At 42.7% G+C, this 6,291-nt stretch carries 8 protein-coding genes; 2 read left to right on the forward strand and 6 right to left on the reverse strand.

The window, feature by feature from the left end; translation table 11 throughout:
• Position 1 precedes the first annotated feature (1 nt).
• Genes AB3114_RS03615 through AB3114_RS03625 form a run of 3 tightly spaced genes read right to left on the reverse strand, consistent with a single transcriptional unit; the run spans position 2 to position 2,360 of the window.
• Positions 2–880: an RluA family pseudouridine synthase gene (locus AB3114_RS03615; protein WP_367341893.1), complete on the reverse strand. Its 879-nt coding sequence runs from the start codon at positions 878–880 to the stop codon at positions 2–4.
• Positions 877–1,686 carry an NAD kinase gene (locus tag AB3114_RS03620; RefSeq protein ID WP_367341894.1) on the reverse strand — a complete coding sequence of 270 codons (810 nt, stop codon included), beginning with the start codon at positions 1,684–1,686 and terminating at the stop codon, positions 877–879. Before AB3114_RS03620 ends, AB3114_RS03615 begins: the two co-directional genes overlap by 4 nt.
• Positions 1,683–2,360, reverse strand: coding sequence for a GTP pyrophosphokinase family protein (locus AB3114_RS03625; RefSeq protein WP_367341895.1), 678 nt, complete (start codon positions 2,358–2,360; stop codon positions 1,683–1,685). The genes AB3114_RS03620 and AB3114_RS03625 overlap by 4 nt, the downstream gene beginning before the upstream one ends.
• Before the next feature lie 165 nt (positions 2,361–2,525).
• Here AB3114_RS03625 and AB3114_RS03630 point away from each other — a divergent pair, with 165 nt between their 5' ends.
• Positions 2,526–3,125 carry a DsbA family protein gene (locus AB3114_RS03630; protein WP_367341896.1) on the forward strand — a complete coding sequence of 200 codons (600 nt, stop codon included), beginning with the start codon at positions 2,526–2,528 and terminating at the stop codon, positions 3,123–3,125.
• 17 nt (positions 3,126–3,142) lie between these two features.
• On the opposite strand, the gene AB3114_RS03635 is transcribed toward AB3114_RS03630, so the two are convergent.
• The 3 genes from AB3114_RS03635 to AB3114_RS03645 form a co-directional block, all read right to left on the reverse strand.
• Positions 3,143–4,183 (reverse strand): competence protein CoiA, encoded by a 1,041-nt coding sequence (locus tag AB3114_RS03635; protein WP_367341897.1) that lies wholly within the window; start codon positions 4,181–4,183, stop codon positions 3,143–3,145.
• Between the two features lie 88 nt (positions 4,184–4,271).
• Positions 4,272–4,973, reverse strand: coding sequence for an adaptor protein MecA (locus AB3114_RS03640; protein WP_367341898.1), 702 nt, complete (start codon positions 4,971–4,973; stop codon positions 4,272–4,274).
• 163 nt (positions 4,974–5,136) lie between these two features.
• Positions 5,137–5,538, reverse strand: coding sequence for a Spx/MgsR family RNA polymerase-binding regulatory protein (locus tag AB3114_RS03645; RefSeq protein ID WP_367341899.1), 402 nt, complete (start codon positions 5,536–5,538; stop codon positions 5,137–5,139).
• Between the two features lie 209 nt (positions 5,539–5,747).
• On the opposite strand from AB3114_RS03645, the gene AB3114_RS03650 reads away from it, so the two are divergent.
• Positions 5,748–6,239 (forward strand): hypothetical protein, encoded by a 492-nt coding sequence (locus AB3114_RS03650; RefSeq protein ID WP_367341900.1) that lies wholly within the window; start codon positions 5,748–5,750, stop codon positions 6,237–6,239.
• The last annotated feature ends 52 nt before the right edge of the window (positions 6,240–6,291 follow it).

Here is a 6,291-nt window from a genome sequence, read left to right on the forward strand (position 1 = left end):
ATTATTTCATGAGTCTCTGCAAATCTTCTGGAACTGGTGCGGTAACCTGAATTTGGCGCTTTAAAAAAGGACTGTAAAAGGAAATAAAGTGGCAGTGAAGTGCCTGTCGATTGATCAACATCGGCCCACCGTACATCTGATCACCAACCAGCGGATGCTGCAACCAAGCAAAATGAACCCGGATTTGGTGCGTGCGCCCCGTATGCAAAGCAATCCGCACCTGCGAATAATCATTATTTGCCTGCTCTAACCAGTATTCTGTCACTGCAGCTTTACCATCGGGAGCCACCATTCTCTTGACAAATGAATCAGGATCCCGCCGCTGCGGAGCGTCGATGTAACCATGTTGAACTGTTAACCGCCCACTGACGAAAGCCAAATAACGTTTAATAACTTGATGTGCTTGCAATTGACGGTCAAGGATAGCATGCGCGAAGCGGTGTTTGGGAAAAATGACCAAACCGCTCGTATCCTTGTCCAGACGAGTTGCCACGTGCGTGACTTGGTTTTCATACCTTTGTTGTTGGTAATAATATTTAATCCGATTAACCAGACTGTCTTGTACGGGCACGTGGTGTGCCGGCACCGTAGCCACCCCTGCCGGCTTGTTTAAGATTAGATAGTCACGATCTTCATAAGCGATGTGAATCGGTGCATCACATGCTGGTACGTGGTCATTAGCTTGTTCCGGTGGCAAGATTAAACTAACTTCATCCCCTGGATGGACCACATCAATTGTCCAGGCATCGTGGCCATTAATCTGCATACCACCACCATGGTAAACAGCGACTTTTATTAAAGTTCCCGTGACACCGTTAGACCTGAGAACTGACTTCAGTTTGCGGTCGATTTGACCGTCGTATCGCCACTTAAATTTCATTTGCGGCCACCAATAAAGGACTCGTGGACTCGGTCCCAAAAACTAGTGTGCCGGTATTTAGCAAAACGAATCGGTTGGTCTGCCACCCTGTATGTTACTTCGCTCAGGTGGTGCTGATTGACATCCCATTGAACCAATTGCCGGTCACAAGTTAATAGACTATCTGAGTCGTCATGAACGCGTAGTGTGACCTGGCTTTCAGTTCCCAGGATGATCGGTGAACCCAGTGAACGATAAACCCGGTTGTTTAGCGAAGCCAACTCAGTTAACTGAAAGCCGCTGATTTTCGGATCCATCACGGCTCCACCGACTGATTTGTTATAAGCCGTCGACCCAGTCGGGGTTGACGCGCAGAGACCATCCCCACGAAAGCTTTCGAAGAAACGATCATTAATGTAGACATCAGAGACCATTGTTTTCGTTTTCTGACGAAGAGCTGATTCGTTAAGCGCTACATAGTGTTGGGCTTGGCCATCGCTATACGTGACGTCTAGGCTGAGCAATGGATAGGAGACAGATTGACCACTATCGTGTTCCAAACTATCTAACAGGTCATCAACTTCAAAATTGCGCCAATCGGTATAAAAGCCAAGATGCCCCGTGTGAATACCGACAAAGCGGACATGGTCTAATTGATCCTGATACTTATTGAAAGCCGTCAGTAAAGTGCCATCCCCGCCGATTGAAATGACGATATCTGGATGCTTGTGGTCACAAACAAGTGACGTCTTAGCCAACCGGTTCAACATCATTTTCCGCACGCGGACAGCTTCAGGATCGCCATAATTGACAATTGCAATTTTCATTGTGAGTCGCCGTCCTTTGATACGGGCTTAGCTTGACCATCGCCCAATTCTTGCTTGTTTTTACCATAAGAAAAGAGATTCTGAGCTTCCTGAATTTCTTCACGAATTTCCGACATTTCTTTATCGAGGCGGAAAGCAGCTTCACCGGCCCGCTGAAGACGTGAAGATAGTTCTTCGGGAAATTCTCCCTGGTACTTGTAATTGAGTGAGTGTTCAATTGTCGCCCAGAAATTCATCGCTAAAGTGCGCACCTGAATCTCTGCCAAGAGCTTTTTTTCACCAGTCACTAGCTGTACAGGATACTCAATAACGATGTGATAAGAACGGTAGCCACTGGGCTTGGCATTAGTAACGTAGTCTCGCTCTTCAAGAATCCGCATATCTGTCCGCTTACGTAGCAAATCGACAACCACATAGATGTCCTCAACAAACTGACACATGATTCGTAAACCAGCGATATCCTGCATATCTTGTTCCAGCCGATCTTCACTAACGTGGCGTCGCACCATCTTTTCTTTAATGCTGTCAACGGGCTTCACCCGACCAGTGACAAATTCAATTGGTGAATGTTGAGCCTGGTCTTGGTATTGTTTACGCATACCACGCAGCTTGACTTTTAATTCATTGACAGCTTGCTGGTACGGTAATAAGAAGTGTTGCCAATCTTCAATCATCACGAGTCCCTCCTAGCCTTAATCCTTGTTTAATTCTAGCACAATCACCATTAGCAGCAATCGCTTTTCTCGCCGAAACAGTTTCCTTGACCTCTCAAACTTAATTTGGCAAAATAAAATTTGAAAAATATCAAATCTTTTACTTTGTTGAGGAGGAAACAAACCGTGTTAGAAATTCACTTGTTTGTTAATCCGCTGGGACACCGGTGTGTTCAGTGTGAACGCGATCTTTTACGCGTTGATGTTCAACTGAATAACACTGTCAATTTTCAGTTCATTCCGTTGATGAACATGCAGACGATTGATAAAACCCTGCACGACTATCGCAACCACGTGTTCAGCCAGCAAAAGGTAGCTAACACTACCTATTCCGTGATTCTAGACTACAAAGCTGCACTTTTTCAGGGGCGCAAACGCGGACGCATGTTTTTACTAGACATCCAAAAGGCACTGCTGGAAGAACACGCTGACTATAACGTCGAACTAGTTCAACGACTTGCCAAAGAAGCCAAGTTGGATTTGGAGATGTTTATGGAAGATCGGCAATCATCCCTGGCCAAACAGTGCTTCAAAAAAGATCAACGCCTGGCTAACCAAATGGGCATTACAGATTCTGCCACGGCGATCGTGGTCAACACTAGCAATCCCGAATACGGAACCCTCGTTACGAATTGCGACTATGATTCATTGGTAGATGCTTGCCAAGAAAATTGTTCATTGGATACTCTCAACAAGTTAAAGAACCGCATTAAAATTTGTCATTAATCTACTAACGGCCTCGTTTACAGAAACGGGGTCGTTTTTATATACTTCAGTTTGCGATCGGCGTCAATAAACCACTTTGGTGCTTCGGCAAAGACCAACATTTCTCCGTCACTCTGCAGGATCTTTTCATCAATAAGATCTTGAATCAATTGGTCAATAATGCGACTACGCAGATCAAGCGTATTATCAACAGAGAGGCAAGGTGTCGGCAGCCAGTGCGCTCGTTTGGCAAATATATTTTTCCAACAGACCACTGGTGCCGCCTGACCAAGGGGAATCAAGTCGAAAAGAAGCAGGCAACGAATACGCCAATTGAGTTCACCACCTTGCACTACTGGCCACTGTGGCTTGGTTGGGTGAGCAACCAACGGGCAAGCACTCATTAGATGATGCTGTAAATAACATTGGTCATGAACGGATCGCCAACGCTTATCCGTCCTCATCACCATCATTTCTTGGAGCGCAAGAGTTTGGCGAATATATTTAATGCGTTTATTGGCATTAATATTTTGCACAAAAGGAACCCGTAAATAATTAAACTGAAATTCTGGCCGGCTGTTGTCCAAGTCCCAAAAAGGTAAAACAGGTTGACCCTGGTGCCACTGCGTAAATTGAGCAACTTTACTGTCATGAAGACGGCAGCGATAACGTGGCCCCAAAAACCAACAATAAGGTAGATGTAGACTGCGATACCCATGGTTTCTTTCAATCAAGCGCTCAAGGCCGAGCGGACTACACTGGTATTCCAAAACAAATGGTTTTTGATCAACCTGAATTAACAAGTCTGGGCGCTGTTTAACATTTGGCAAAAAAACTTCCATTTGAGGATGCCATCCATGTGCTTTGGCCCATTTCATCATCTGACTTTTGCCTTGCTGATGAAGTTTCGTTTCACCGTGGCAATGACTATCTCCATCGTGAGTATGCGCAAAATAGGCATGCTTTCGTTTTCCATGCATCAAAGATAGTGCTTGCCCACATTCAGGACAGATAAATGGCCCGTCCAAACGACAGCCCGCTGCCCGAACAATTTTTCCATTACATAATGCTACTTTCATTGATTATCTTTCCTCCCTACCTATTAGATACGAAAGAAAGCTTTTCATTCCACTAAAAAACTGGCAGTTTTTTGCACTGCCAGTTTCATTAATTTTTAAAGTAATACCTTGTCAGCTCTAATGCCGAGTGATCCATCAATAACTTGCCATGTTCGTCTAACACATCTTTCGTGAGATCAGTTTGATCAGCATATTCACCGACGATTGCTAGTTGGTCATCAATGGTTCCTGGAGTAACATTACCATCATCGAAGAAGGTAAGAGCTAAATAATAGTGATGTTTCATCGTATAAAGGTCACTCGCGATATTGTCATCATCAACTAATTCACGAGCTAACTGGATGAGATCTTCAAAACGTTTAAAAGTAACAACGACCGTCTTAGATCCGTTATCAGTTTCATCTTCCGAATAATCTTCAGAATCATTATTGGCTTCATAAGAAGCACGGTTAACGCTCTCCACGGAGTCGTGATCATGTCCTGATAATTCTTGTTTAATGTATTCAGAAATGGCATCGTTGTTTTGTGCTGTTGACTGCTCGCGATTATTTTTGTCAGCTTTACTGATAAACAGCTCTAAACCAGTCCGTGTTGGCATTACTTGAAAGGTAACCGCATCATTATCCATAAACTGGTGATCAGTATCCACTTCTTCTAGCACGCTGTAGAAGAAATTCTCGATTTCCTTATGGTTGCCCAGCAGGTCAAGTACACGAATTCCCCGTGCATGTAAGTCATCATTACCGATCAGTACCCGTATCGTATTTTCGTTGATGTGTTCCATTTCCATCAGCAATCCGCCTCCCCTGCTATGCAGAGTATACTAATAATTCTATTGTAATGATTTAACTAAAAAAGTAAAGAAAGATCATTATGAATATCCTATGTCATTACAATCGAAGTTAAAAGAAAAAAGACTCAGAAAACAACTTTCCAAGTCTTCAAATAACGTATTATCCCAAGTCAGCTTTGCGCTGAGCTGCTTCTAGCTCGAGTGCCCGAACTTTACGAGGTAAGAAACGCCGAATTTCGTCTTCGTTGTAACCTACTTGAAGACGTTTGTCATCCATGATAATTGGGCGGCGTAACAAACCAGGAGTTTTACGAATTAAATCAAACATTTGCTTCATTGGCAATTCATCCAAGTTGACTTTCAGTTGTTGGTAAGCTTTGGAACGCTTAGAAATGATGTCTTCAGTACCATTTTCAGTCATTTGAAGCATTTGCTTGATTTCGCTAATAGTTAGCGGTTCGGAAAAGATATTCTGTTCTTTAAATGGAATATCGTGTTTTTTTAGCCATGCTTTTGCTTTCCGGCATGACGTGCAACTTGGAGACGTATATAAAGTAACCATATTGGTGCCTCCTCATTAGATTCAAATATTAGTAAATAACGCTGTATATAATTATAGCCTACTTCCCTAATGATTTGAATAGGCTTAAGAGAATTTTATTAACTTTTTGTAAGTAATTTTGGAGATGCAAATTCTCATTTAGAATTAACAATCTTATGTCCATTAGTGTAAAATTGAGATGTATTGAACAAGAGAAAAGGGGTCTTTGAATGATTTCACAAATTAATTTTACCTTTGGTTCTAGCCAACTCCTTCGGGACATCGCAAAAAAACATCCAGATCGCACTTTTAAGCTTTGTGTGTCAAATGGTGACAACGTCAAGTACGCCCTCTTTGACGTTTCGGGTAAGGAAAACATCTTCAGTTCTCCGATCAGCTTAAAGACGATCGACGGTTTTGGTGATGATCTTCGGGGCATCATTTCTTACCAGTCATTTAAACTTAGTAATGATGACGAACGGATCATGCGTGAAAAAGCAAAGGATATCATCGCTAGTTCAAAGCAAGCAAAGGGAGCTAACGCTATTCTGCTATGTAACCGAGTTGGTCATCCGAATAGCACTATCTTATTGTCTGCCTGGAATAGTCAAGCCGACCTAAATGCTTGGCATGATAGCAATCTTTATTCTTCATTAAATGAGTTCTCAGCAAGGGGCCCACAAAATACTTACTTCAGTGAAACTTATTCTTTAGCAGACTAATTATCATACAATTAAAAAAGCTGGTGATTTGAAATTCACCAGCTTTTTTATT

The sequence above is a fragment of the Limosilactobacillus sp. genome (assembly GCF_040772465.1).
Classification (GTDB): domain Bacteria; phylum Bacillota; class Bacilli; order Lactobacillales; family Lactobacillaceae; genus Limosilactobacillus.

What these genes read in the sequence shown, in the direction of transcription:
- AB3114_RS03640 (WP_367341898.1), bottom strand. Translation starts at nt 4,973, where the DNA reads ATGGAAATGGAACACATCAACGAAAATACGATACGGGTACTGATCGGT.
- AB3114_RS03635 (WP_367341897.1), bottom strand. Translation starts at nt 4,183, where the DNA reads ATGAAAGTAGCATTATGTAATGGAAAAATTGTTCGGGCAGCGGGCTGT.
- AB3114_RS03615 (WP_367341893.1), bottom strand. Translation starts at nt 880, where the DNA reads ATGAAATTTAAGTGGCGATACGACGGTCAAATCGACCGCAAACTGAAG.
- AB3114_RS03645 (WP_367341899.1), bottom strand. Translation starts at nt 5,538, where the DNA reads ATGGTTACTTTATATACGTCTCCAAGTTGCACGTCATGCCGGAAAGCA.
- AB3114_RS03650 (WP_367341900.1), top strand. Translation starts at nt 5,748, where the DNA reads ATGATTTCACAAATTAATTTTACCTTTGGTTCTAGCCAACTCCTTCGG.
- AB3114_RS03625 (WP_367341895.1), bottom strand. Translation starts at nt 2,360, where the DNA reads ATGATTGAAGATTGGCAACACTTCTTATTACCGTACCAGCAAGCTGTC.
- AB3114_RS03620 (WP_367341894.1), bottom strand. Translation starts at nt 1,686, where the DNA reads ATGAAAATTGCAATTGTCAATTATGGCGATCCTGAAGCTGTCCGCGTG.